Source organism: Nitrospira japonica (assembly GCF_900169565.1).
Lineage (GTDB): Bacteria > Nitrospirota > Nitrospiria > Nitrospirales > Nitrospiraceae > Nitrospira_C > Nitrospira_C japonica_A.
Genome location: NZ_LT828648.1, coordinates 259,971 through 286,185 on the forward strand (window position 1 = coordinate 259,971; position 26,215 = coordinate 286,185).

At 57.7% G+C, this 26,215-nt stretch carries 21 protein-coding genes; 7 read left to right on the forward strand and 14 right to left on the reverse strand.

What is annotated here, in order from left to right; genetic code table 11:
• Nucleotides 1–320: 320 nt before the first annotated feature.
• The 5 genes from NSJP_RS01215 to NSJP_RS01235 all read right to left on the reverse strand — a co-directional run bounded on the left by NSJP_RS01215 (nucleotide 321) and on the right by NSJP_RS01235 (nucleotide 7,754).
• Nucleotides 321–1,955 (reverse strand): tetratricopeptide repeat protein, encoded by a 1,635-nt coding sequence (locus NSJP_RS01215; protein ID WP_172834076.1) that lies wholly within the window; start codon nucleotides 1,953–1,955, stop codon nucleotides 321–323.
• A gap of 277 nt (nucleotides 1,956–2,232) precedes the next feature.
• Nucleotides 2,233–3,588 (reverse strand): replicative DNA helicase, encoded by a 1,356-nt coding sequence (gene dnaB / locus NSJP_RS01220; protein WP_080885125.1) that lies wholly within the window; start codon nucleotides 3,586–3,588, stop codon nucleotides 2,233–2,235.
• Nucleotides 3,585–4,913: an ATP phosphoribosyltransferase regulatory subunit gene (gene hisZ / locus NSJP_RS01225; protein ID WP_172834077.1), complete on the reverse strand. Its 1,329-nt coding sequence runs from the start codon at nucleotides 4,911–4,913 to the stop codon at nucleotides 3,585–3,587. The genes dnaB and hisZ overlap by 4 nt, the downstream gene beginning before the upstream one ends.
• Before the next feature lie 105 nt (nucleotides 4,914–5,018).
• Entirely contained in the window at nucleotides 5,019–6,602 is a 1,584-nt protein-coding gene (gene serA / locus NSJP_RS01230; RefSeq protein WP_080885127.1) for a phosphoglycerate dehydrogenase, read from the reverse strand.
• A 9-nt stretch (nucleotides 6,603–6,611) separates the two neighbouring features.
• A complete protein-coding gene (locus tag NSJP_RS01235) occupies nucleotides 6,612–7,754 on the reverse strand; it encodes a pyridoxal-phosphate-dependent aminotransferase family protein (protein WP_080885128.1) in 1,143 nt (380 codons plus the stop codon).
• A 318-nt stretch (nucleotides 7,755–8,072) separates the two neighbouring features.
• On the opposite strand from NSJP_RS01235, the gene NSJP_RS01240 reads away from it, so the two are divergent.
• Complete coding sequence (locus tag NSJP_RS01240; RefSeq protein WP_080885129.1) at nucleotides 8,073–9,422, forward strand: lytic transglycosylase domain-containing protein; 1,350 nt, start codon at nucleotides 8,073–8,075, stop codon at nucleotides 9,420–9,422.
• Between the two features lie 86 nt (nucleotides 9,423–9,508).
• Here NSJP_RS01240 and NSJP_RS01245 read toward each other — a convergent pair whose 3' ends face one another.
• Nucleotides 9,509–10,315, reverse strand: a complete 807-nt coding sequence (locus NSJP_RS01245; protein WP_080885130.1) for a tetratricopeptide repeat protein — start codon at nucleotides 10,313–10,315, stop codon at nucleotides 9,509–9,511.
• A 150-nt stretch (nucleotides 10,316–10,465) separates the two neighbouring features.
• On the opposite strand from NSJP_RS01245, the gene bioF reads away from it, so the two are divergent.
• The 3 genes from bioF (at nucleotide 10,466) to NSJP_RS01260 (ending at nucleotide 14,021) form a co-directional block, all read left to right on the forward strand.
• Nucleotides 10,466–11,626, forward strand: coding sequence for an 8-amino-7-oxononanoate synthase (gene bioF / locus NSJP_RS01250; protein ID WP_080888475.1), 1,161 nt, complete (start codon nucleotides 10,466–10,468; stop codon nucleotides 11,624–11,626).
• Nucleotides 11,627–11,752: 126 nt separating this feature from the next.
• The gene (locus NSJP_RS01255) at nucleotides 11,753–12,811 is read left to right on the forward strand and encodes a type IV pilus twitching motility protein PilT (RefSeq protein ID WP_080885131.1); all 1,059 of its coding nucleotides are present in this window, start codon (nucleotides 11,753–11,755) and stop codon (nucleotides 12,809–12,811) included.
• Nucleotides 12,812–12,842: 31 nt separating this feature from the next.
• Nucleotides 12,843–14,021, forward strand: coding sequence for a PilT/PilU family type 4a pilus ATPase (locus NSJP_RS01260; RefSeq protein ID WP_080885132.1), 1,179 nt, complete (start codon nucleotides 12,843–12,845; stop codon nucleotides 14,019–14,021).
• 19 nt (nucleotides 14,022–14,040) lie between these two features.
• On the opposite strand, the gene NSJP_RS01265 is transcribed toward NSJP_RS01260, so the two are convergent.
• Both NSJP_RS01265 and NSJP_RS01270 read right to left on the reverse strand, forming a co-directional pair.
• Nucleotides 14,041–14,532 (reverse strand): c-type cytochrome, encoded by a 492-nt coding sequence (locus NSJP_RS01265; protein ID WP_080885133.1) that lies wholly within the window; start codon nucleotides 14,530–14,532, stop codon nucleotides 14,041–14,043.
• A 108-nt stretch (nucleotides 14,533–14,640) separates the two neighbouring features.
• Nucleotides 14,641–15,495, reverse strand: a complete 855-nt coding sequence (locus tag NSJP_RS01270; RefSeq protein WP_080885134.1) for a formylglycine-generating enzyme family protein — start codon at nucleotides 15,493–15,495, stop codon at nucleotides 14,641–14,643.
• Nucleotides 15,496–15,954: 459 nt separating this feature from the next.
• Here NSJP_RS01270 and NSJP_RS01275 point away from each other — a divergent pair, with 459 nt between their 5' ends.
• The 3 genes from NSJP_RS01275 to NSJP_RS01285 all read left to right on the forward strand — a co-directional run bounded on the left by NSJP_RS01275 (nucleotide 15,955) and on the right by NSJP_RS01285 (nucleotide 17,867).
• A complete protein-coding gene (locus NSJP_RS01275) occupies nucleotides 15,955–16,872 on the forward strand; it encodes a hypothetical protein (protein WP_080885135.1) in 918 nt (305 codons plus the stop codon).
• Nucleotides 16,873–17,255: 383 nt separating this feature from the next.
• Nucleotides 17,256–17,528, forward strand: a complete 273-nt coding sequence (locus NSJP_RS01280) for a hypothetical protein (RefSeq protein WP_080885136.1) — start codon at nucleotides 17,256–17,258, stop codon at nucleotides 17,526–17,528.
• A gap of 63 nt (nucleotides 17,529–17,591) precedes the next feature.
• Nucleotides 17,592–17,867 carry a hypothetical protein gene (locus NSJP_RS01285; RefSeq protein ID WP_155969747.1) on the forward strand — a complete coding sequence of 92 codons (276 nt, stop codon included), beginning with the start codon at nucleotides 17,592–17,594 and terminating at the stop codon, nucleotides 17,865–17,867.
• A gap of 1,113 nt (nucleotides 17,868–18,980) precedes the next feature.
• On the opposite strand, the gene NSJP_RS01295 is transcribed toward NSJP_RS01285, so the two are convergent.
• The 6 genes from NSJP_RS01295 to NSJP_RS01320 all read right to left on the reverse strand — a co-directional run bounded on the left by NSJP_RS01295 (nucleotide 18,981) and on the right by NSJP_RS01320 (nucleotide 25,831).
• A complete protein-coding gene (locus NSJP_RS01295; protein WP_080885139.1) occupies nucleotides 18,981–19,310 on the reverse strand; it encodes a hypothetical protein in 330 nt (109 codons plus the stop codon).
• 380 nt (nucleotides 19,311–19,690) lie between these two features.
• On the reverse strand, nucleotides 19,691–20,023 hold the full coding sequence (locus NSJP_RS01300; RefSeq protein ID WP_080885140.1) for a hypothetical protein: 333 nt from the start codon (nucleotides 20,021–20,023) through the stop codon (nucleotides 19,691–19,693).
• A gap of 94 nt (nucleotides 20,024–20,117) precedes the next feature.
• The gene (locus NSJP_RS01305) at nucleotides 20,118–20,693 is read right to left on the reverse strand and encodes a lipid-binding SYLF domain-containing protein (protein ID WP_197685455.1); all 576 of its coding nucleotides are present in this window, start codon (nucleotides 20,691–20,693) and stop codon (nucleotides 20,118–20,120) included.
• A 167-nt stretch (nucleotides 20,694–20,860) separates the two neighbouring features.
• On the reverse strand, nucleotides 20,861–21,985 hold the full coding sequence (locus NSJP_RS01310) for an ABC transporter permease (RefSeq protein ID WP_080885141.1): 1,125 nt from the start codon (nucleotides 21,983–21,985) through the stop codon (nucleotides 20,861–20,863).
• Nucleotides 21,986–21,987: 2 nt separating this feature from the next.
• Nucleotides 21,988–24,768, reverse strand: a complete 2,781-nt coding sequence (gene rbbA / locus NSJP_RS01315; protein WP_080885142.1) for a ribosome-associated ATPase/putative transporter RbbA — start codon at nucleotides 24,766–24,768, stop codon at nucleotides 21,988–21,990.
• 7 nt (nucleotides 24,769–24,775) lie between these two features.
• Complete coding sequence (locus tag NSJP_RS01320) at nucleotides 24,776–25,831, reverse strand: HlyD family secretion protein (protein WP_080885143.1); 1,056 nt, start codon at nucleotides 25,829–25,831, stop codon at nucleotides 24,776–24,778.
• Nucleotides 25,832–26,215: the final 384 nt, after the last annotated feature.

Consider the following 26,215-nt stretch of genomic DNA (forward strand, 5'->3'; position numbering starts at 1 on the left):
TGCCGTGCTGTGGACATCATGGTTCACCGATGAGACCGCTGAATTGTCAATCTGTTACGAGCCAACCTGCCAAATGACACCATCCCACCTTGATCTCTCCCCTTCCGAGATTCGCTATCGCATGCCAATAATTGTCGCGCCAATCCCTTCCTCACAACATCGTTGGTCAGTCACGTAATGAAGGTAATGGGGGGAACCTGCCTCATCGGACAACCCGTTATGGGCACAGCAGGCCAGAGACCATTGACGAATGTGAGTCAATAGCGGCTGGGGGCCTTAAAGTGTAGATGGGAACTAGGAACGGAAGAGATGAACGCTATTTACTGAGAGGGAGCTTGTATCTTCTCTGATACACGCCGCTTAGCCTGTTGGATACGGTCTTCCTGAGTGGGATCTCCCATACCCAACTCGCGAAACCGTTCGATCAGCTTATTGTTGGAAGGATCCAGTTCCAACGCGTGCAACCATGCTTCGCGAGCATCCGCCATTCGGTCCTGTTTGGCATAGATGTCACCAAGATGCTCATAGATCACCGGGTCGTCTCCAACCAGGGCCACCGCTCGCTTTATTTCCGTAAGCGCCTCAGCCAGCAGCCCGGACTTGAAGAAGGCCCACCCGAGGCTGTCCACGTAATAGCCGTTGTCCGGTTTCAAGGCCACGGCCTGCTTGGTCAATGAGACAGCCTGATCGATCTTGACGCCGCGTTCAGCATAGCTGTATCCGAGATAGTTGAGCGCATCTGCGTGGTGGGGATCCAGCTTGATCGCCGTTTCCATGACGTGAACGACGTCATCAAACCGATTGAGCTTGTCGTACGCCGTTCCGAGATTGAAATGCAAGTCTGCGTTCTTGGGATTGTGCCGAATACCCTCTTCGAAGACCTCGGCAGCTTTCTCAAATTGGTCGGTCTGCAAATAGGCCAGACCAAGAACGATATGCGCTTCCGGCTGTTTGGGATTCAACGCCGTGGCTCGACTCAGATGTTCAATGGCTTCAGGAAATTGCTTGAGCCTGTAATACAGCACCCCTAAATGAAGGTGTCCTTCGTAAAAGGTCGGCTCGAGCTGAATATTGAACGTGTACGTCTCGATGGCTCGCTTGGTATCTTTTGACTCTTCGTAGAGATAACCCAGATAGTCCCGTACCTTGAGCTCAGCGGGACGTGTTTTGAGAATTATATTCAGACGGTCGATCGCCTTCGCATACTCCTTCTGCTCGCCATAAATCAGAGCAACTCTCAATTGTGCATCAAGGTCGGATGGATCATCGGCAAGAAGAGCTTCCAACTCGGCCATTGCACCTTTGTAGTCTTTGGCTTCGACGTAGAGGCGTATGAGTTGGTGCCGAATATCACGATTCTGCGGATTTACCCCCTGAAGGTATCGTCTCAGTATTTCTATCGCGCGATCTCGTTCCTGTTTCGATGCATAAATGGATGCCAAGGCCAGATAGGCTGGCTCGAACGAAGGGCTCACCGCAATCGCACGTTCGAAACTTTCGGAAGCCTGTTCGGGCTTCCCGGATTCGAGCAAGGCACGACCGAGATGATAATGGCCGACGGCTGAATCCGGCGAGTTCGCTAACCCCTCTCGGATTGCCGCTTCCGCTTCGGTCGGCCGTTTCAAACCCAGCAGCAACAGACCTTTCGCGAAATAGGGCTCACCGGCCGTCGGATCCTGAGCAATGGCTTTATCGATGATGTCGATCGCGCGATCAGTCTGCCCTGCGCTGGCAAACACCCCTGCCATTTGCGTCAAGACATGACCATCCTGATCCGGGCTTTCCACCACCTCTTGCGCGTAACGAAGCGCGTTGGGCATATCACCCAACGAGAAATACAGTCCGGCCAATCTGGCCTTGACTGAGCTGGAAGACGGGTCCGTGACAAGGACGCTGTGATACTCTCTCAGGGCCCGTTCCGTATCCTGGGCCAACTCGGCCTGGTACCCCAACATGAAGTGATAGGCGGCTGACGCATCAGGCGGATGCGCCAGGGGACCAGCTTTAGGAGATCGTTGGGATACAGTCGAAGTGACCGGCGCTGCTGAGGGCGTTGCGCAGGCGGAGAGCAGGACTGAGGTTAGAACCGGTACGAATAAGGGACATAGCGGCAAGATCCGTTTCACCGACGCCATATTACTCGCAGGGGCAAAGATGACCAGGGGGCCACATGATGGTGGATAAACGCTCGCACAGTACTGGTAAAGATTATACGAAGCGCGGTCGGCTCGGTCAAACGGCTTCTCGATTGTCCAAGCTTTCGAATTTGGCGAAGCGATCGTGAAAGAACAGTTCCTTCTTTCCGATGGGCCCGTTTCGGTGTTTGCTCACCAGAATGTCGGCAATGCCTTTGCGTTCGGAGTTTTGATCGTACACTTCCTCGCGATAGATGAACATGACGACGTCGGCGTCCTGTTCAATGGCTCCGCTCTCTCGAAGGTCGGCCAACATCGGGATCGGAGGCTTTCGCGCTTCGACGGCTCGGCTCAACTGGGAAAGCGCCACGACCGGCACGTTGAGTTCCTTGGCCAGAGCCTTCAATGAACGAGAAATATCCGAAATCTCCTGCTGCCGGGACTCGGCATCACTCCGTCCCTGCATCAATTGAAGGTAGTCGACAACGAGCAATCCTAGCCCCCGCTCGGCCTTGAGCCGCCTGGCCTTGCCTCGCATCTGCTGCACCGTAATGCCCCCGGTATCGTCGATGTAAATCGGCGCCTGCTCCAGCCTGCCCGCCGCTTCAGCCAGCCTCCACCAATCTTCTTTTTGAAGCTTTCCGGTCCGCAGCGCGTGGGAATCGACCCGTGCCTCGGAGCTCAGCATGCGAAGGACAATCTGTGGTTTCGACATTTCGAGGCTGAAGATACCGACCGACGTCCCAGCGTGAAGCGCGGCATGGGCGGCCATGCCCAGAACCAGGCTCGTTTTGCCCATGCTCGGCCGGCCGGCAATCACAACCAGGTCGGAGGGCTGAAGGCCGGCCGTCAAATCGTCAAGATCGTAGAACCCCGTGGGAACGCCGGTCACCTGTTCTTTGCGCTTGGATAACTTGTCGACGAGATCAAGACTCTCCTTGATGATTTGATTGATCGGGCTGAAGGATCGATCCAATTTCCCCTGCGCGATGGCGAAGACCGACCGTTCGGCAAAATCCAAGAGATCGTCGATCTGGGTTGCGCCTTCGTACCCTCGGGTCAATACTTCCGTGGAGGTATGGATGAGTTCCCGCAGCAGCGCTTTGTCGCGAACGATCTTGCTGTGATACCGGATATTCGCCGCACTGGGAACGATTTGAACCAGCTCCGCCAAATACGCCGCCCCGCCGACCGCTTCAAGTTCGCCCTGTGCTTTCAAACGTTCGGTTAGCGTGATCTGATCGATGACCTCTCCGATTTCGGACAGTTCCACCATGGCGTGATAAATCTTCCGGTGAGCTGTCCGATAAAAATCGTTCTCGACGATCAATTCCATCGCCTTGGCCATGGCCTGATTGTCGAGCAACACCGCACCCAGTACGGACTGTTCGGCCTCGACGTTCTGCGGGGGGAGCTTCGGTTGGGAGAGATCGATGTCAGGCGCCGACTTCATGGCGCACCATTGATGTTCGGCGTATTCGGCATATATTGCGTCGCCTTGATGAGGGCGGCAAGGTTCATCTTCTTTACGGACGGACGTCCATTCCGTGCGGGGTTCGTCCGATGTGCGGCTCGTTCGATGACCGTGAACTCGTCGCTACGGTTCTGTCCCGGCATCCCGATGACGACCACGGCCCTGGCCCCTTGTGCCTGGCCTTGTTGAACTGCACTGGTCAGAAGCCGGCGGGGACTCTTATTCACGATCTGCTGCGCGACACGGAACTGCCGTCGGCGTAATTGGGCTGCAACCTCGCTCACGCCGGACATCGCGCGCTGAGGACCTATGACGAGATAGTCGATGCGCGGAACACCTTCCGTCTCTTCCGGAAATGCCACGGCGCGGAATAGCCGGTCCACGTCAAGTGCGAATCCGGTCGAAGGCAGATCGGCTCCGAAACGGCCGATGAGATGATCATATCGCCCGCCTCCCCCTAATTCTGCTCCCACCCCCGGCGCAAAGACATCAAAGACTGCCCCATCATAGTAATCGACTCCTCGGAACTCCCCAAGATCCAGCAGCACCGCATCCTCGTATCCAGCTGAACATAAAAGCTGATAGAGCTCTGCAAGGCGTTCCAATGGCTCAAGCAGAGCCGAGTCTCCGGCCGCCAGGGCCCGACCGCGGGTCAGAACCTCTTTCCGGCCGGTCAATTCCGGGGCTTCACGAATCGCCATGGCGGTGGATCTTGCGATCCGCTCGGCCTTCAGAATCTCTTCGAGACGGGGCAGATCCTTTCGAGCCGCAGCCTGTTCGGCTCGCTTCCGCGCTCGAACGGACAAGCCGGATCTCGCCATCAACCCCTTGATGAACCCAACGTGCCCCAAGGCGATGGTAAACGATCGAAGTCCGATCGACTGCAAACATTCGATCAATATAGTAATGACCTCAGCATCGCCGGTTACATCTTTCAGACCAATCAACTCGGCGCCGATTTGAAAGATCTCCCTCCCACGGCCGGCGTGTTCAGGTTCATATCGAAACACCGAGGTGCGGTAGGCCAGTCTCTGGGGAAATCGTGCTCCGGTCAGACCCATAGCCACTGTTCTGGCCACTTGGGCGGTGGCATCCGGGCGAAGCAGGAGAGTTCGACCGGTGGTACGGTCGATGAATTGGTAACAGGTTTCGAGCAACTCGGTCTCCAAGCCAGGCGCGAGCACATCGAGATATTCGAACGTGGGGAGAATAATTTCATCGTATCCCCAACGCCCGATCTGAGCCAGCAATTGGCCTTCGAGGTGGCGAACCTGTCGAGCCGCGTGAGGAAGAATCGTCGCCATCCCGATCGGGATCAGAGAGCGCTCGCGAGAGGCTGACGCCTGCGCCGAAACACGGCGAGACTTCCGAGAAGCAGACACCATAGATGGCCGAACGGTTAGCGGAGTTTAGGAAAGGTTCGCGACTTTGACCGAGAGAATATGCTGATTCGACTTGATCGCATTCAAGACCGTACCGGGAAACACCTGGTCGGATCCGATGATCAGCAGCGCATTTCCTCCGCGCTTTTCCAGCGCGCACTGCATTCGAACGATGTTGATGCTCTCGTCCCCCAGCACTTTGCCCACCATTCCAATGACACCGGGGCGATCAATATTATGAATCAGTAACATGTTGCCTTCGGGAACCACTTCGACCTTGAATTGATCGATTTCAACCACCCGGGGATCTTTCTTATGATAGAGCGTACCGGCGACTTGATGAGACACTTTTCCAGCCTCGACGCGCACCCTGATCAGGCTGGTAAAGTCTCCGGCATCGGAACTGCGAATCTCTTTGACTTCAATCCCGCGTTCCTTGGCCACGATCGGCGCATTCACATAGTTGACGGGGGCCTCCATGACCGGAGTCAGTAGTCCCTTCAACACGGCAATCGTCAGAGGAGCCACCGACAGCCCGGCGACCTCTCCGCTGTACTCCACGGTCACATGCTCCAGCCCTCCCTCGCACAACTGCGTCTGCAACTTCCCCAGTTGCTCGGCCAGCGATAGATAGGGCTGAAGCCTCGGAAGCAATTCGGGCGAAACCGATGGGATATTCACGGCCCCGCGCGCAATCCCCTTCTTGAAATAATCAGCAATTTGCTCGGCAATCCCGACGGCAACGTTCTCCTGCGCCTCCGTTGTCTGCGCGCCGATATGAGGAGTACAGATAAAGTTATCGAGGGTCAGCAGGGGATTCTCCGCCTTGACCGGTTCTTCTTCGAACACGTCAAATGCGGCCGCCGCAACGTGTTTGTTCTTCAACGCGTCGAACAGATCGCCTTCATGCACGATGCCTCCGCGCGCGCAATTTACGATCATCACCCCGGGCTTCATCGTCGCGATCGTCTGGGCGTTGATGATGCCCTTGGTTTCGGGCGTCAGCGGCGTGTGCACGGAAATAATGTCGGCACGGCGGAATAAATCGTGGAGATCCACCATCTCCACCCCCATTCGCTCGGCCCGATCACTGGCCAGGAAGGGGTCATAGGCGATCACTCGCATCCCGATACCGTGGGCCAATTTTGTCAGATGACTCCCGATTTGCCCGACTCCGACGATTCCCAACACCTTATTGTAGAGCTCAACCCCCATGAACTTGTCTTTCTCCCACTTCCCCCCCTTGGTGGAGGCAGTGGCCTGAGGGATGCGTCGGCTCATGGCGCAAATCATCGAAAGCGTATGTTCGGCGGTCGTGACCGTATTGCCGCCCGGTGTATTCATGACGACGATTCCGCGGCGGGTTGCCGCCGGAGTATCGACATTGTCCAAGCCGGAACCGGCCCGACCAACGACTTTCAGCTTATCGGCCGCGGCAAGCAGCTCTTCCGTCACTTTGGTGCCGGACCGTACGATCAATCCATCGGCGTCCTTAATCTCCTTAAAAAGCTCGTCTTTCGGCATCTTGGACTTCACGACTACCGTAAAGCCCGCTTTCTCGAGGAGCTCGACACCTTGCTTCGAGAGACTGTCGCTGACCAGAATCTTCATAAGTCTGTCCTACTTCGCCATCAAAATTTCTTGAGCCTTCGCAACACCGCTGCCGAGCTTCACAGGATGGCCCAGCCCCTTCAACACCATCTCAGTCGCCGCGACAGCCATAATAACGTCGAATCGATCCATGTAGCCCATATGGGAGAGCCGGAATATCTTTCCCTTCAAATGATCCTGCCCACCGGCCGCGGTGATGCCGTATTGCACCCGGAGGTTCTTATAGATAGCCTGACCATCGACCCCCTCAGGGGCCAAGACGGCGGTCAGTGCGTCACTGGGTGACTCCTTGGGGAGCAACGCCAAACCGGCAGCCTTCATTCCCTCTCTCATCGCCATCGCAAGATTTGCTTGCCGGCCGAAGACCTGTTCCAGTCCCTCGGCTTTGAGCATCTTCAGGACTTCCTGAAGTCCGATGATGAGAGACACTGCGGGCGTATATGCCGTTTGGCTTTTCTGCTGATTCTCCCGCTCTTTCTTCAAATTGAAATAGAACGAGGCATTCTTGGCTTTCTCGGCCAGTCTCCATGCCTTCTCACTCACGCTGACGAACGCGAGGCCCGGCGGTAGCATCAAGGCCTTTTGAGATCCGGTCACCACCACATCGATGCCCCACTCATCGGTCTTGATGTCGAACACGCCCAATGCCGTAATGGCATCTACCACCAGGATCGTATCGGGATGGCCTTTGACGATTTGAGCGAGGGTTTTGATATCGTGAGCGACACCCGTCGAGGTTTCACTGGCCTGCACATAGACGGCTTTGATCCCGGGGTCCTTCTTCAAGGAATCTGCGACAAGCTGGGGATCGATGGCACGTCCCCACTCGACTTTGAGTTCGGTCACCTGCGCGCCATAGGTCTTGCACAGCTTTCCCCACCGCTCTCCGAACTTCCCCCCATTAATGGTCAGCGCCTTGTCTCCGGGAGAAAGAAAGTTGGATACGGAGGCTTCCATCCCTCCGGTTCCCGAGGCGGCCAGCATGAGGACATCGCCGTTTGTCTGGAACAGCCATTTCAGGCCGTCGCGGACTTCGCCGAACAACTTGTCGAATTCAGGTGCCCGGTGATGAATCATCGGCCTCGCCATAGCCAGAAGTACTTCCGGCGGCACAGGCGTGGGTCCCGGAGCCAACAAATACCGCTTGATCATCGACCATTCCTCCTGGAGTGGAATGCAGAAAGTGTCTAACGAAAGAAACCGGACGATACCATTGCATTCGGAAGAGTGTCAAGGTAACGGCTGAGGCAGATGCGAGTGTTTTCGTGCAGTTGGAGCCGGCTGCTTTCCCAAAAGCAATGCCGAGTTCTTACAATTTTTTTTGTTCCTTTTTCTCACGCGTCCCTGGTTCCGCATGGACAGACCGCCTAAAGTTGGGGAGCATCCCTCGTGCGATTTCTTGACAAGTTTTCCGTCCCTCGATACTCTACGTCCACATCCTGGCAACGCAGGGGTCCGGAGCCTGATTCCATGCCCTCTCTTTGTGCCATACAAATCCTGAGTCATAGCCTGATTGGGCTGTCGTTTCTTGCCGCATCGTGGGCGTCCCCGGTGTCGGCTACAACCCATTCCGACGCGTCCGACATCATGAATGCCCCCCTTCCCGCTCTCGACGGTGGAGAAGGTCCGGGAGATGAGGACGAACTCGATCCCAACCTAGTGCCACTGGAAACTGAGACACCCCCAAGCGGGCCTGCCGTGACGGAAGACCCATCTTCCGTTCCACATGCCGAGGAAATCCTTGAAATTGCACCGTTGCCAAATTCATCGGCGTCGAGGTTCGCAGATTCTTTCAATCCGCCGGTCGAGACACCGCAATCCCAAGCTTCGGGAGCCAGCGAACTGACTGTTTATAATGTTCCGATCGTGATGGACCCATCCGTTCAATCGCATATTCGCTATTTCAACACCGCGATTCGCGACCGATTTGAACAGTGGCTCCTCCGCCTTAGTCGCTATCAACCGCTGGTGGAGAATATTTTTGCGGAGTTTCATCTGCCCAGCGACCTGGTATATCTGTCGCTGGTTGAAAGCGGCTTCAATCCCTATGCCTATTCGCGAGCGAAAGCGACAGGGCCCTGGCAGTTCATGAAGGGCACGGCGAAGGTTTACGGCCTTCGTGTGGATTCCTATGTCGATGAGCGGCGCGATCCGATCAAGTCCACGGTAGCCGCCGCTCGCTATTTGCGTGACCTCTACGACATGTTCGGCACCTGGCCTTTGGCGATGGCCGCGTACAATGCCGGTGAAGGCAAGGTGATGCGCGCCCTGCACAAGGCTCAGGCTGAAAGTTTCTCCGACATCTCGAAAACCCGCCTCATTAGGAGAGAAACAAAGGAGTATGTACCCCGGTTCATGGCGGCCACCATCATCGCCCGGGACCCGGTTCGCTATGGATTTCCCCAGAGTTCCACGGAACCGCACCAGTTTGAAGAAGTCATCGTGAATCGGCCGCTGCACTTCCGGGCGATCGCCAACGTTACCGGTGTGCCCTACGAAGAATTGAGACTTTTAAACCCGGAATTGCGCCGGGATGCGACCCCACCGGGTGGTGAGAATTATCACCTAAAAGTTCCCGTCGGCTTCAAAGCGAAAGTCGAGCAATTGCTTGAACGGGTACCCAATCACAAGTTTCCACCGCTTCCGGCAAAGCCTCAGTTTGCCACGGCAAAAACCTCGCTGCGGTACAAGGTCCAGGGCGGAGACACTCTGGAAAAGATTTCCAAGCGCTTCCGTATCCCCCTCAAGACGCTCAAGACCAGAAACAGCCTCACAAGCCCCGTGCTCCGGCCGGGTGATTTCCTGGTCATCAGCCGATAGACCGTACACGGCCGTCAGCTCCTCCTCGACATTCCAACCATGGCATGCGTCGTGGCAGGCCTGCGCGATTTCCAGAATACAGCCGGCTACTTCTTTTTCTTGACTGCGTCTGGCTTGATGGGTTCCGATTGAGGAGCGGGGGGTTTTGTCGATGCGGCTGGCGCAGCCGAAGATGGCTCCGTCTGGTGCTTGGTATCCAGCATCTTGGTACGGACCATCGCCTCATTGGTATAAGGGGATGCCGGGTAGGATTTGATGAGTTCTTGATAGTGTGCGAGAGCGCCTTCCGGTCTCGATTGGGCCTCTTCAAGACGAGCCAGTTCGAATAATGCTTGATCCTTATTCAGGGCTCCGCCGGACTCGACAATGCTCGTAAAGGTCTTTACCGCCTGCTCACGATCGCCTTTCAACAGATACGCATAGGCCAGACGTTGCCGCGCCAGTCCTACAAGAGTCGTCTGTGAACTATACTGCATGATAAACCGCTGATACGTCTCGATGGCTCCGGGCTGATCATTCGCCTGCATCTGGGCATTCCCGAGATGAAAGAGCGCCAGCGGCGCCGACGAGGTCCTGGGATATTCGTCGACCACCTGCCGATACTTTTCGATCGCCCCCTTCAGTGCCGCGTCGGATTTTGCCGGATCGGCGACGGGCCGTGTCATGTAAAGCCGCGTTGCCTCCCGCTCGAGTTCTTGAGCTTTTTGCGATGCCTGACGATCAAACCAAAACACTCCGCCCACGACAAGAACGGCAAGGATGAGGACTCCCAATCCCACCAACAACGGCTTTCGATAGTCCTGCAACCGGATCAGAGCGTGCTCAAGCCCGCTCACGAGATGAGCTTCGTCGACTTCCAGTGTCCTTGTCGGAACCTTAATACGGTAACTCATGGTTGAAGCGGCGGGTGGAGAGAGGTCACTTCCTCCTCGACGTCCCCGCGCCTTATACTAAGGACGTCCCGATCTTGTCAATGAGGCACAGGATCATAGCGCGCTTTCATGCCATTGGCGCGTTGTTCCCGGCGTATCGGACATCCCAATATGTTTGACAAATTGCTCGGCGATCTCGATGCGCAGCACCTGACACGACACCTGACGGAAGTGTCGACCGGGGTCGCTCCCACTGTGACCATCGACGGACGTGAGATTCTGCTATTGGCCTCAAATGACTATCTCGGTCTCGCCGGACATCCCGACATCGTCCATGCGGCAACTGAAGCCACCCGCCGCTACGGAGTCGGTTCCGGGGCATCCCGCCTGGTTTCAGGGACGTTGTCCCCGCACAAAGATATGGAGCGGGCCCTCGCCCGATTCAAAAGAACCGCCTCGGCGCTCGCCTTCGGATCGGGATACCTCGCCAATCTCGGCGCGATCCCTGCGTTGATCGGCCGAGGAGGGCTCATTCTTGCGGATCGACTGTGCCATGCGAGCCTCATCGATGCCTGCCGTCTGAGCGGCGCCGATTTCCGGATCTATCGTCACAATGACCTGGATCATCTCAAGGCATTGCTCTCGCGCAGGAAAGCGGCGCGGCGGACGATGGTTGTGACCGACGGCGTCTTCAGCATGGACGGGGATCTAGCCCCTCTGGCCGAATTGTTCGGCTTGACTCGACAGTATGACGCCGAATTGTATGTGGATGACGCACATGGGACCGGAGTGATGGGACAAACCGGCCGAGGCACGTTGGAGCATTTTCACCTCGAGGAGACCGTTCCCTTTCATATGGGCACGTTGAGCAAGGCCGTGGGCTGTGCGGGCGGCTATATCGCCGGCACGGAAACGCTCATCACCTTTTTGCTCAATACCAGCCGTTCATTCATGTATACGACGGCTCCTCCTCCCGGTATCGCGGCGGCCGTAGTCGCGGCGCTGGACATCATGCAGCGCGAACCAGAACGGAGACAACGGCTGTGGGCCAATCGCGAGCGGCTGTGCGACGGATTGAACCGGCTGGGATTTACGATCGGAGCCAGCGCGAGCCCCATCATTCCCATCATCATCGGTCGGGCGGACCGGGCGCTTACCTTCGCCGAACAACTGTTCTCCAAAGGCGTTTTCGCTCCGGCGATCCGCCCGCCGACCGTTCCCGAATCGACCAGCCGTATACGCGTCACCGTCACGTCGGCGCACACTGCCGAGCAGATCGACCACGCTGTAACTGCATTCCGGCTTGCAGGCGAATCGATCCGACTCATCTGACCGAACATTCACGACTCTCCCCGACGATTTCTAGCGATTTCCTTGATTTCGCAATGGCATATGGCATGATGATTTTCGCATTCTGTCTTCATTGATCGTCATCCTTTCCCATCGAGGAGTTCTTTCATGGATATTTCCAAACTGCTGACGTTCTCGGCCAAAGAGGGGGCTTCCGACTGTCACATCAGCGCCGGCGAGCCTCCGATGATCCGGCTGCACGGCGATCTCAAGAAGTTGGATCATCCTCCTTTGACATCCGAGGAAACTCATGCGCTGATCTACGACATGATGAGCGATGCACAGCGTAAGACATTCGAGGAGAAGCGCGAGTGCGACTTCTCATTTGAATTGGGCGACATCGCACGCTTCCGCGTGAACGTGTTCGTACAGAATCGCGGGCTGGGAGCCGTGTTCCGAAACATTCCGACCGAAATCATTCCGATGGAAAAGTTGGGCATGCCTCCGATTCTCCGTCAGTTATGCGACAAGGAAAAGGGGCTCATTCTTGTCACCGGGCCGACCGGTTCCGGGAAATCCACCACATTGGCGTCGATGGTCGATTACCTCAACAATACGTTCGAAGGTCATATCATCACGATCGAAGACCCCATCGAGTTCGTGCATAAGACAAAGAAATGCCTCGTAAATCAGCGTGAATTGGGAGTGCATACGCTTTCGTTCGCCAACGCGCTCAGATCGGCGCTTCGAGAAGACCCCGACATCGTCCTCGTCGGCGAAATGCGCGACCTGGAGACGATCCAACTGGCGCTCACCGCGGCCGAGACCGGGCACCTGGTATTCGGCACCCTGCACACCTCGAGCGCGCCGAAGACCATCGACCGCATCATCGACGCCTTCCCCCCTGCCCAACAGGCGCAGGTCCGCACACAGCTCTCAGAGGCCCTTGAAGCGGTCATCACGCAAACTCTTCTCAAGAAGAAAGCCGGCGGGCGCGTGGCAGCGCTGGAGATCATGGTCGCCACGACCGCCATCCGCAACCTGATACGCGAAGCCAAACTGCATCAGATTCCGGGCATCATGCAGGCCAGTCAGCGAGACGGCATGCAGACCATGGACATGGCCTTGATCGATCTGGCCGCGCGCGGAGTGGTGACTAAGGGCGAAGCCCAGTCGCGAAGCATGAACCCCAACCTCTTCGGGGGCCCAGCGGTCGGCGCGGCCTGACGGCGGGAACTCGAAACCGGGAGAAACATCAATGGATGTGCGGACGCTGCTCAAGGTAATGGTCGATCAGGAAGCCTCGGATATGTACCTGACCGTCGAGGCACCTCCGACCTATCGAGTTCATGGCTCGACCAAGCCGGCGAACATGCCGCCGTTTACGAACGAGCAACTCGAAGCGCTGGCTCTAGCATTGATGAGAGGTCAGCAGCGAGGCGAATTCGAAGAGAAGATGGAGATGAACCTAGCCCTTTATTACAAGGAGCTCGGCCGGTTCCGGGTCAACATCTTCCGGCAGCGCGGCAACGTCGGACTCGTCTTCCGACACATCAAGGCCGAGATTCAGACCGTGGAACAGCTGAGACTGCCCCAAATCATCAAAGACATCGCCATGACCAAGCGCGGACTCGTCCTGGTGGTGGGCGCAACCGGTTCAGGCAAATCGACCAGCCTCGCAGCCATGATCGACTATCGAAACGAGGTGCATCCGGGCCATATCATCACTGTCGAGGACCCGATCGAATTCGTCCATAGCCACAAGAAATCCTTGATCACCCAGCGCGAAGTGGGATTCGATACGCTCTCCTTCCAAAACGCCTTGAAGAATACCCTCCGCCAAGCCCCGGACGTGATCCTGATCGGAGAAATCCGGGACACGGAAACGATGGAAGCCGCCATCACGTTTGCGGAAACCGGCCACCTTTGCATTGGCACGCTGCACTCCAACAACGCCAACCAGGCGATCGAGCGCATCATGAACTTCTTCCCGGTCGAGCGGCATGCGCAAATCTATCTGCAGCTTTCCCTCAATCTGCGCGCGATCATTTCACAGCGGCTGGTGCCCTCACTCGACGGCAAGAGAGTTCCGGCACTCGAAATCATGATGGATACCCCGCGCATCAAGGATCTGGTCAAGAAGGCTGAAATCGACACGCTCAAGGAAGCCATGGAGCAGGGCATCGAGGAAGGATGCCAGACCTTCGATCACGTGCTGCTTCAGCTGTACAAGGAAGAGAAAATCAGCCTCGAGCAGGCCCTGATCAACGCGGACAGCGCCAACAACCTGCGGTTGAAGATCAAGCTCGAAGGGCTCAAGGGCGACGATGCGATTAACGCCCTCTTGGACAAAGGGCCCAACGCCACCGGGGAAGGCGCGGCCTTCAAACTGCAAGGCAATCCTGCGAGCAACGTGACCCCCATCAGGAAACGCTGAAGCCGGCTGGTTCGAATTTCTATTTCCCGGACACGCCGCTCTCTTCAGTCTGCCGCTCCAGATACGAGACGATTTTCTCCAAGGCGAGCGCGCTTAACTTGGTTCCATACCAGGTGGGCATCGTGGCGGACGGATACCCCGAAACCACAAAGGCGCCGGGGTCCATAATCGACTCCGCGATGTATTCGGCAATCGTCGTGGCCGAGCCGTGATAGGAAGGGTCTTTCAAGCGGGCCTCGCCGGTGCGCCCAAGAATCAGCGGCGGGCCCACCTTGCCATTCGCACCGGTCACTCCGGGAATCGTGTGACAGACGGGACAACCGGCGCGTGTCAAGATGACCTCAACCGGCTCCTCACCGGTGACAAGCGGAACTGTCCCAGGGGACAACGCAGCCTGACCGGAATCTCCTGACGTTGATGGAGCCGGCAACGGGGCGCGAACGAAAAGTGTCCATATCAGCCCCAGCCCAATGACTGCGACGATCAGCGCGCTGACAGTTCGGTCAGACATGCGGGACGGCCCGCCGACAATGATCTTCTGGCAGTGACGAATGACGCAGTGACGTGACGGACAGGCGATCGCCCTCGAGCATCGGATTGAAGAGCGTGAACCGATGCCTCATTTGTCCGCAGCCATGGCGCACCTGAACCCAATGGCGCGATCCTCGAATTCCGGTTCAGCAGAAAACCGTGCGGTAACACGGAGAGCGGGCGGTAAGTCGGCCCATGATCCCCCTCGTATGACGCGCTTTTCTCCCTTCGATGGACCGGTGGGATTTTTTTCAGGGCTTTGCTGATAATATTCACGATCGTACCAGTCCGATACCCATTCCGCTGCGTTACCCGCCATATGAGCCAGACCATAAGGACTCTTGCCGCCAGTCTTGAGGCCGTGGCGAACGCTCATGCCCTCAAGGCCGCTCGTGACAGGAACTAATGTGACGGTTTCATTCACCCACACTCCGCGATTGTAGTTCGCGATGTCGACAAACGGCTGCATGTGGCCCCAAGGATACCGCCGTCCATCGGTACCGCGCGCCGCCTTTTCCCATTCCGCTTCGGTCGGTAACCGCTTGCCCGCCCATTCGCAATACGCTGCTGCATCGGCCCATCTCATTCCGACCGCCGGGCGGTCTCCGACCGTCGTTGCGGCTTCATCGTCCCATGTCGGAGGGGAATCGTGTTTTCCCGACTCGAGAAACTTCCTGTAAAGACTCATGGTCACTTCGTATTGATCGATATAGTAGCCGTCCAACTGAACTTGATGTTCGGGACGTTCGTTGGGCAGCCCGTCCTGACTGCCCATCTTGAACGCGCCGGGCACGATCAGAATCATCGGAGCTCCATCTCTTGCCGCTACCGTCTTGGTCTCGGTCGCCCCTCCGTCTTTTGCCGGCTCAGGCGATGCGGCGAGAGACAACAACCCCACTACGACGAACGCAAGGCAACAACCAACCCTGTATCCATTTTCCATCGCCCCCTCCATACCGCAAGCGCCCTAAGCCCCTTATCACAGCCCCAAGTCTACTGAGGCCGCCTGATAAACACAATTGAGTGCGTATCGCTTTCTCCGCCTACCTTTCATCCAGCGCTCTCGTTTTGTCACCTCTGTAGGCAACCGACTACAACCTATCCTCCTAAAAACACAGCGATTAATCGATCGACACTCTGAATACCTACAGTTTCTACAGGTATGCGCTTTCACACGATGGATTTCACCGCTAATTTGCTGGGTTTTCTGCGGCTCATTTTCACGACGCGAGGCATACACATTGCGTATGCCCGCCATGACAGTTTGAACGGCTACCCTCTGCGATTTCTTCACGGATCACGAGTTCGCCGACATTCCGGCACAGACTCCTGCCTGTGAGAACCGCCTTCTGCGAGACAGTTCGCTGTCCCGTCAGGGAAGACTGCAATAAGGAGCATCGATATGAATTGGTTCAGCGCGATAGCAGGTGTCATTATCTTCTGTGCAGGAACAGCAGAGGCGGCGACGTTGACGTGGAATGCCAATACGGAATCAGACCTCGCAGGATACCGCGTGTATCAATGCGCCGGCCAAACGTGCAGCAAGTCCACGGGGAGTATCCTGACGACATTGGGAAAAGTCACGAGCTTTAATATCGGGACGCCCGTCGTCACGCAATCGTATTTCATCACGGCGTTCGACTCCAAAAACAATGAGTCGGGTAGCAGCAATGTCGTGGTCTATACAGTGTCTGGAGGTTCCACACCTCCGCCTACCACGCCGCCCCCAGTACAGGGCGTCAAGCTGACGGTCGTGGGGAATCCGACTACAGGCCCATGGGGCGTCTCTGGCACGATTTCCGATACGCGAGCGATGACAGTGACGGTACGCCTGGATGGCTCCGTGCATCATACGGAAAACGTGGCGCCATGGAGCTTTCCTGGTGACGACGGCGTTTCAGTTACCACCGGAACATTCGGCAAGGGCTCCCATACGGTGGAGTTTATTTTCTATCTAAAAGGCACGACGACCGAAGTCGGAAGGGCCAGTGTGACCGTACAGGAAGGCAGCACGGGTTCCACACCACCGCCTCCGCCGGTGAACACTGTCGTCTTGACGGTGGTGGGAAATCCGGCCACGGGCCCTTGGGGCGTTGCAGCGGAGATCAACGACCAACGGGCCGTCATGGCCAAGGTGTGGTTCGATGGCGCGTTCCATCACGATGAAAACCTATGGCCCTACTCATTCCCGAGCGACAACGGCGTGACGGCCGACAAGGCCAAGTTCGGCAGAGGCACGCATACGGTGATGTTCATCTTCTATCTCAAGGGCACTACGACCGAAATCGGTCGTGCCAGCGTGACGGTCAACGAGGGATGATCAGGGGAACCCATTCGGCGTCTCGACCATACGGTTGGCATTCATGAACTTCGACGTGTCGCAGGACACGTGCCCCAACAGAACGCGAGATCGCCCCTCATGCGCTCTCGCGCCACAAGGCTGAGGCCTACTCAGGCCTCAGCCTTCCCCCATCTCGCATATCCCATCATCTACCCCGGCTCTCGTCATTCAATGATTCGGCGCACCCATCTCGCGATCTTCACGCGTTCCGACCAGCACAAAATTTGATCTCCGCTATTCGGGTCAGGCCAGAGGGCATGATCGATGAAGTCACGTCGACGACAATGCGCATTGACAGCTTGGATGTTTTGAGAGACAACTACTGTATTACGCCGATCACTCGGGAGAGAAAGAGGTGTGATATGAAATCGTTCATTCTGCTCCTTGTAAGCATCACGAGCGCGTCTTGTATCTCAGCCCCACGGACGGAGTTCACGGGATCGGACGGCAAGCTGATCGCAGCCGTGAGCTGTAATGGATGGTTCCAAACAATGGACGACTGCCGGCAGTATGCCAACGACGTCTGTTCGGCGGGCTATGAACCGATTCAGCTTGCATCAGGAACCGACACCGTCTCCAAACGGGGCGGTCTGGGCGATGTCCCTGCACAGAAGCTGACGATTGCATGCCGGTAATTTCGGTACAACGAGTCGGCCAGCCGATATCGTATCGTCCAGAATATGAAAGAAGAGGTCACCATGAATCGATCAATGATGCTCCTCTCTGCGCTGCTGTTGACCCTCCCAGGCTGCGAATCCCACACCTGGCCGTTGCGATACCCCAATTCGGCGGTGGCCGATGCCAAACAAGGTGAGGACTGCAGGTATCTTGTCTTTGGAATGGGGCACATGCCTGACATGTCAGGGACGAAGGCCATGCGCCTCGGCAGCATTACGATGCTTCGCAGCACCGAATATCAGGTGAATACCTTGCAAGGGGTGGGTCGCGAGTGCATCATCGCGCACGGAGAATAGCAACGGGCGAGGTTGTCCACGACATCGGAAACCTGCCCGGAACAGCCTTGCCGAGATCGCACTGAAAAGCACCTGACCAGTACCGTCACCGACCGCGGATCCTCCCGCTCGCGCCTTCCTGTCGGGTGACCCAATCGTGGTGGTCCCGGTGGTTCCAAGGGGATCTTGCAGCATCGCTATCGCGCCGATCGGCGTTTGACGCAAGAAGAGCGCCATGATACGTTGAAGAGCCCCTTGTACATGTCCCTCCTTCCTTCACTGGTGTGCGGTCCGATTCAGTGATTGTGCCCTGCAGGACCCTGCTCTCAGGGCAATGCCGGTATGCGAACTGTCGGCAGCAGTGGGGCGAGGGCGATTGAGGCGGATCATCCATCATGCGTGAGGATGTCGGACCGGTTCTTGGGAAAAGCGTCTCGTGGGACAAACCTCAACGCTTTGGAAGAGCAACTACATGGAGAAAAAAAAGACCCGTCCATCGTACAAGCCTAAAATCCGGTGGGAGTTGCTGGGTCTACCTTTTCCTGACAGCGGGACGACGACTCCTATCGAAACCATCAGAAAGGGCGTCTCGGTACTCGCTAGCCAAGGATTTCAACCGGGCACCTCGCGCACGGAGCATACGACGAGGGGACGCGGGCACAGCCGGATGGTTGGCGGAAACAACGCACGGCGCCGCCGCCCCGGGAAATAGCGCCTGCATTAACAGACAATCTTCATGGACCACGCGGTCTAGAAACGATTCCTTTTTGCCAAGGAGGACACCATCGGAAGGCCAGGGAAAACAACTGTTGCTAAACGCGATCGCGAAAAGGCTTTGCAGCAACGCCGCAAGGAAAAAGAAGCCAAGCGAGCGGTTCGCAAGGCTGAGAAAGACTCACGTCCTTCCTCGGGAGGGGAAGACGATCCGGATTTGGCGGGACTGCAATGGGGTCCGCAGGATCCTTTGTATTAGCGGCTCGTACGGCGAAGCCTACGTCACGACAACCGGCAATTCACGGGCCCCCATTCGCCTCATCTTGGAGGCGGAGACGTTCCGCGCGCGAAGCGTTGAACGCCCAGTTGCAGCATATCGTCGTTGAGATGCGACAGCGACTAGGCTGCCAGGCGCGTGGCCTATGCAGGACGCACAAAGCGGTCTGCAGTCAGTTCCGTTCGTAACCGTTCAGTCACGATACGGCGATAATCGATATTCTGTTTCTGCATCAGGACGATGCCGTCTGCATCGGTTAGGAGAAACAATGCTTCTTGAGTGACAAGCATCCGCTCCTGATCCCCGACGTTCAGACGGTATTGAGTCCGGCCGTCTGGGTTGCGGGCCGGTCCTACGACCAGTTCGGTCAATCCATCAATCACACCCTCCTGACCTCCCTCACAGAGCCGGACCCTCGTCCCGTCTGGAATCCTCATCCATGATTTGGTTCCATTGATAGGCGTCGTGGACATCGCACATCCTTTCTCCTGAGTGAACGCGAACGACAATAGAGTGAGATCGTACTGGGGACATACAGAACCACCATACTGGCGGCATCGACCGGCGTCAACTTCATACTTCTATTTGATCGAGGCGCCGACACCTATCAGAACCTGGCTGACATCGCTATTCCCTAACGGAATTGAAGACTTTTGCAATCGCGTAGGCCTGGGAAATTTCGCAAAAAGACGTGTACGAGATGGCTGCAGATTGGGCTTTACGATCGCGATGATCCTGCGGTGGGGGGCTGGGGCGTAAGAAATCCTACGCCCCAGAAGTTCCAAACACTGACTGAGATGCAACCTCTTTCATATGCTCACCGTAGGTATTGCCGTCCCCCGGCGAGTGGGATTTAATTTCGCCTGATATCCCTGGCAGCATCGCGCGCATCGTCCTTGGCATCTCGCTTTTCCCGCCGACATTCCGCATTGCTCTTATCGTCTGCTTTCTTGCATTCTTCCTTTGCATCCTTGGCTGCCTCACGACCCTCTTGCCGGGTGTCGCGCGCATCTTGCCGGTCATCCTGCCTGTCATCCCGCTTATCTCTCCGCTGCTCACCGCGGTCGCCGGCATAGGCCGGCGCCGACGTCCATGATAGGCCATCCATCACCACCAGAGAAGACAGAGCAAGCACGGTCGCTGCCAAACCCAATCCCTGCACCCAATCACCATTCCGTCGCGTCATGATCACTCCTTTCGTGAATGCCGCTATAGCTGAAGCAGTGTGTACGTGCATCCTCCACTTCCATGAACACTCAAGACTGATGAGTAAGACAACCCTATTTTTTATCCTGTTTTGTAAATTTCGTGCCTTCTAGCGACAGGTTGTACATTAGCCCCTTCTGGCCCAAAACGAAGGCCACGATCGGCTCTTTCAGGTTGTTCGTATCGATGGTTCCACCGGCTCCCAATGTCACCAGCGAGACCGAGCCGTCGACCCCCGCCTTCCAGCCCTCGCTTTCCCGGAAGCGTTTCAGCGCAACCTCATCCAGGAAAACAAGGTACACGGTCTTGATTTCCCCGCCGAGCTGCAATCCAAATGAACCCTGAAACATGTTGTAATAATCTGTGGTCTTGCCCGCGATTCGAAGCGCGCCTTCTCCATACTCTCCTCCGAATCCAGCTCCTCCCTTCAGGACTCTTGGAAACACCAGCAGGCCCTTGCTGCCATCCAGGAAACTCTTCCCGCCTTTCACTTCCTTCTCGAATTTCCCGATCGCCTCGTCAACGCCGGCATCGATCTCCTTCCCGGAGGCGGCCAAAGCGGAACCACCAAACAACCCCACAAACATGAAGATTGATACGCCGAGCATGGTGACGAACTGTACGCCGCAAGAGACCTGCTTCCGCATCATGAACGCTCCTTCCTCAAAGAGCCGGCACGGTACCGACCCGTTAACTGCTATATGGACGGGATACACGTTACTCGAAGTATTTGTGATACGAAACTGTCAAAACTAACAGTCTCGCCATGCTTCTCTCTCATCATCCGTTGCCTCCGGTCAATCGTCCCTGCCCGTGGCTATTTCGTCACCGCAATCGACTTGCGGAAGAGCACCACGCTGTAGGAAAAGAAGGCCAGGCCGATCGCCGACACCATCGCGAAGTTGCGCCAGACGGCCATGAAGCCGCCACCCCGGTAGATGATCACTTGTGAGAAGCTGACGAAATGCCGTGACGGCAGGAAGTAGGTGATCGCCTGCAGCCATGCGGGCTGGCTTTCCACCGGTGTGGATCCTCCGGACAGCAACTGCAGCACGACGACCATCAGCACGATAAGCAGCGCAAACTGCGCCATCGATCGCGAGATGGTCCCGAGGAATACCCCGAGCGCAGTCGCGAAGAACAGGTAGAGTAGAACGCCCGCGAACCACAGCGGCATCGAGCCCTCAAACGGCACGTCGAGAACCATGCGCACGACGAGAAAAAGCGATAGCGCCGTCGCGATGAGAATGACAAGACCGTTGGCCCAGACCTTCGCCATCGCGATTTCAAACGCGTTGAGCGGCATCACCAGCAGGTGCTCGAGCGTGCCATGTTCGCGCTCGCGGATGACCGCCGCGCCGGTCAGCACGATCGTGAGCAGCGTCAGCTGATTGATGATGCCGACGATGCTGGAGAACCAGGCCGAAAGACCGTTGGGATTGAACAGCTTGCGCATCACGAGGTTCATCGGCTCGCGCACATCGACATCGGCGCGCTTGAGGAAGGTTTCGGTGCGCTGGCTGATGATGTTTTTGATATAGCCGGCTCCGATACCCGCCTGCTGCATGGCGGTCGCGTCGATGTTCAGCTGGATCTCCGGCCGGCGCCCGGCCCGCAGGTCCCGCTCGAACCGAGGCGGAATCACCACGACGAACATGTAGCGCCCTTCGTCCATGGACCGCTCGATCTCACCGGCCTGAATCACCTCCGGATACTGAAACCGGGGCGGATAGAACGCTCCGAACAGCTCCTTCGATAGCGCTGAATTGTCCTCGTCGGCGAAGGCGATCGAGGCGTTGTTGACCTCGTTCGATGTTCCGGTCGCCTGCTGGTAGATCGTCCACGTGAAGGCATAGAGCACGAACACGATCAGTACCTTGTCGCTCAGAACGCTCTTGAGTTCCTTGATGCCGAGCCAGAAGATGTTGACCAACGATCTCATGGCTACTTCTCCTGCTTGTTCAGCGCGAATGTGCTGATGGCCAGGAGTACCGGAATGCAGCCGAGGAGGTAGATCATGTCGGTCAGCATGAGATCGAGTCCGAGTCCCTTCGTATACGCACCCAGGCTTGCATGCATGTAGTAGGTCGTCGGCCAGATCGAGCCCATGACACGCGCGCTACCCTCGAGCGTCGAGACCGGCTGCAGCAGCCCCGCGAATTGGATGGTCGGCTGAATCGTCAGAATCGCCGTGACGAAGACCGCCGCGACCTGCGTGCTCGTAAACGTCGACGTCACCATGCCGATGCCCGTCGTGACGATGACGTACAGCAGCGTGCATAACGTGAGGAACAGGAAACTGCCCTTGACCGGGACGCCGAAGACGAGCCGGGCGAGCGTCACGAGAATGAAGAAGTTGATCATGCCGATCGCCACATAGGGCAACTGTTTGCCAACCAGGTACTCAAGCCGTCCCGTCGGTGTGACATAGAAGTTGATGATCGAGCCGAGCTCTTTCTCACGCACGATGCTCACGGTCATCAGAATCGCCGGAATCAGGATGAGGAGCAACGCCGGCACGCTCGGGACGATCGAGTAGATGCTCTCGAACGTGGGGTTGTACATGTAGCGTTCCTCGAATGTCGGCGAGAACTGGGGCGGACGGGCGGCGAGGCCGTTCGCGGGGTCTGTGATGAGCCTGTTCTGGACGCCTTGCACATATTGCGCAATTGTCTCGCCGCGAAATGGATTTGCGCCGTCTACCTGCGCGAGCACGTCCGGGCTGCTGCCGCGGCGCAAGTCTCGGCTGAAGCTCGGCGGAATTTCGATCACGGTCGAGACCTCGTCGGCTCTCAGGCGCCTCAGGGCCTCGACGTCGGAGTAGACCGGCTCCTCCCACCGGAAGTACCGGGAAATCGCACGGAACTGCTCGATGTAATTCCGGCTGTCCGGGGTCTGGTCCCGATCGAAGGCGGCAAGACGGACACGTTCGACGTCGGTCGTGATGCCGAAGCCGCAGACGAACATCAGAAGCGCCGATCCCAGGAAGGCAAACGCGAGCCGTATCGGATCACGCAGAATCTGAATCGCTTCGTTACGGGAATAGGCGAGCATGCGTCGCAGTGGCAGAGGCAGCACTCCGGTTCCGCGCGCCGAGGCGGAAGGGGACGGCGTGACCGCGGGTGTGTCGCTTACCGTCTTGGTCGAAACCGCGCCCGCGGGCGCCTGCGCGATTGCATCTTCCATGTGACCGATGAAGGCGTCTTCGAGGTTCGCCGCGCCGCGGTCATCGATGAGCTTTTGCGGAGAGTCGCAGGCGAGTACCTTGCCGGCGTGCATCAGCGAGATGCGGTCGCAGCGCATGCCCTCGTTCATGAAGTGCGTCGTGACGAAGATCGTCACCCCCTGGTTGCGCGAGAGATCGACGAGCAGATCCCAGAAGCTGTCGCGCGCGACTGGATCGACGCCGGAGGTGGGCTCGTCGAGAATCAGCAGTTTGGGCTCGTGGAGCACCGCCACTGCCAGTGAGAGTCGTTGACGCAGTCCCATCGGCAGCGAGTCGGCCAGCGCGTCAAGGTGCGGTTCCAATCCAAAACGCTCAACCAGTCCGGCAATGCGGGCTTTGGCCTTGTCGGAAGGCATGTGAAACAGGCGCGCATCCAGCACGAGATTCTCACGGACGGTCAGCTCGCCATAGAGAGAGAACGCCTGTGTCATGTAGCCCAGATTGCGACGGACTTCCATGCTGCCGGCCTCGACGGAATTGCCGAACAGCGTCGCCGTGCCTTCGCTGGGAGGCAGCAGGCCCGTCAACATCTTCATGGTCGTCGACTTGCCGCAGCCGTTCGAGCCGAGAAAGCCGAAGATCTCGCCGCGTTCGATCTTCAGCGTCACGCGATCGACCGCGGTGAAGCTGCCGAACCGCCTCGTCAGACCATGCGACTCGATCGCGATTTCTGGATTGTCGCTCACGGGACGCGGCGGGATGACGAGCTCGGCGTGGCCCCGGCGCTTCTCTTCCGGCAAGAGCCTGATGAAGCACTGTTCCAAATCCGTGGAACCCGTGCGCGCCATGAGGTCTGCCGGCGTGCCCGTCGCGAGGACCTTGCCGGCGTCCATCGCAACGATCCAGTCCCACTGCTGTGCCTCGTCCATGTACGCCGTCGCGATGACGACGCTCATGCTTGGACGACTCTTCCGAATGTCGTCGATGAGCGTCCAGAACTGGCGCCGTGAGAGAGGATCGACGCCTGTCGTCGGCTCATCGAGAATGAGCAGATCCGGTTCGTGGACCAGAGCGGCACACAGCCCTACCTTCTGCTTCATGCCTCCCGAGAGCTTTCCCGCGGGGCGGTCGGGAAAGGGACCCAGTCCCGTCGCATCGAGCAGCTCCTTGACCTTGGCCAGCCGCTCGCTCGGCGAGAGCCCGAAGAGCTGCGCCATGAAGTCGACGTTGTCTCGGACACTCAACTCCAGATAGAGATTCTTGCCGAGGCCCTGCGGCATGTAGGCAATCCGCGGGCAAACGGCACGCCGGTGCCAGACCTTCCGCATATCGCCATTGAGCACGTCGACCTGTCCCTGCTGCAGTTTCTTCGATCCGGCGACGAGCGCCAGAAGCGTCGACTTCCCGACGCCGTCCGGCCCGATGATGCCGACCCTGATCCCGCTCGGAATATCGAGCGAGATCCTGTCGAGCGCAAGCACCTTGCCGTAACGATGCGTGACGTCTCGAATCGAAGCAACCTGTTTGCCGGCCGGCAACGGTTGTGCAGTGACGGTCATAGAAATCCTATTTGGAGGTTGCCGCGGCCTCGGGCGCTGTCGGCGCAGCGGGTTGAGCGCTGCCGGACTTCGGCAAGTTGACCACATCCTTCTGAAGCCAGGCCGGCCAGACGGCTGCGTCACTCAGCTTCACGTAGCCGACGCCTCGGATACCTGTTTTGATACGCTCGATGTACTGTTCGACGAGGTCCGGGGGCACCTGAATCTTGACGCGGAACATCAGTTTTTCGCGCTCGCTCTTGGTCTCGACCTGCTTCGGCGTGAACTGGGCCTCCGGCGAGACGAAGCTAACGTACGCGATCGCCGATCTGGTCGGGTTGTAGTCCACCGTGATGCGCGCCTCCGCACCAACCTTGAGCGCCGCAGCATGTTCTGCCGGGAGGAAAAGTTCCATGTAGACATTGCTCAGGTCCACGATCGTCAGCGCCTTGCCGCCGGGGCCGAGAACCTCGCCCGGCTCGACCAGGCGATACAGCACGCGGCCGGCCGTCGGCGAGACGAGCGTCGCATCCCTGATGCGAGATTCGGTCTTGGCCACACTCGCCTGAGTCACTTCGATCTGCGCCTGGGCCGCTGCTACCCCCGCCTGCGCCGCCGAGAGTGTCGCCGTCGCCGAGTCCAGAGCGGCCTTGCTGACGTCGTATTCGCGCTGTGACACGGCGTCCCCTTCGAGCAACTTGCGATCGCGCCTTTCCTCGATCTGCGCGAGCCGGATCCGGGCTTGTTGCTGGGCAACGGACGACTTGGCGGCTGCGAGCTCGTGTTTCGCGCCGGCCATGCTGGCCTTTTCCTTCGCCAGCTCCGCTTCGAGCGTTACCGTGTCGAGTTGAACCAGCACGTCACCCTGTTTGACGAGATCGCCCTCCTTTACCAGGATCTTCTTGACCCTAAGCGGTTCCTTGGCGGATGCGTCCACCAGCGTGGCCTCGATCCGACCGTTGCCCGACACGATTCCCGGAGGGAGCGCGGACTGCATCGACTTCCAGTGTTGATAGCCCAGCACTCCCCCACCCGCCACGACGATCGCGACGACGATCCACTTCTTGGAAAGTTTGACGGCCATGGTGCTCTACCTCACGTGTTTCACTTTGCTATCGGTTCGAAAGCATTTCTTGGGAAACGTGTGGAAGGATGGACAAGAACCCCAGCAAAAGCAAGTGGGGGAAGAGCGAAGGAATTACCTGGACATTGTGAGGGGTCGAGCCGGTTGGACGTGATTCACGCAGCGGGATTGCCGACGCCGATCAAGCCACCACGCGACGACAGGAAGGAGGACAAAAGACCCAGGCGCCAGCAAGGCCAGGAGGTACGGACAGAGGGCCACGACTCTGCGAAGCTCGAGACCCAGCCGACGCCGCTCCTCGGTCGCCCACCAGGCCCCATTGCGTTGTTTCATCAGCAACCCCAATAAGCCCCATATCCCAGCCATCTCTGTGCGGATACGTTC